At 61.4% G+C, this 285-nt stretch carries 1 protein-coding gene; it reads left to right on the top strand.

The window, feature by feature from the left end; genetic code table 11:
* Positions 1-285 (top strand): cytochrome-c peroxidase (locus C1X29_RS28320; protein ID WP_218275710.1); only part of this gene is annotated, 285 nt, incomplete at both ends.

Genomic DNA, 285 nt, shown 5'->3' on the forward strand with positions numbered 1-285 from the left:
CCGATGGGCAAACCGGTCCAGATCGCCGCCCCCCTCGGATTGCCCGCGGTTCCCTTTCCCGCCGACAATCCTCCCACGGCGGAAACCATCGCGCTCGGACGGCGGCTTTATTACGATCCGCAGCTTTCCTTCGATTCCACCGTTTCCTGCGCCTCGTGCCACGCGCCCGAATTCGCTTTTTCGGACAACCAACAATTCTCGAAAGGCGTGGGCGGGAAACTCGGTGGGCGTAAAGCGCCAACCGTCGTCAACTCCGCCTATAGTCCATTGCAGTTCTGGGATGGC

Source organism: Pseudomonas sp. GW456-12-10-14-LB2 (assembly GCF_002884345.1).
Taxonomy (GTDB): Bacteria; Pseudomonadota; Gammaproteobacteria; order Pseudomonadales; family Pseudomonadaceae; genus Aquipseudomonas; species Aquipseudomonas paraglycinae.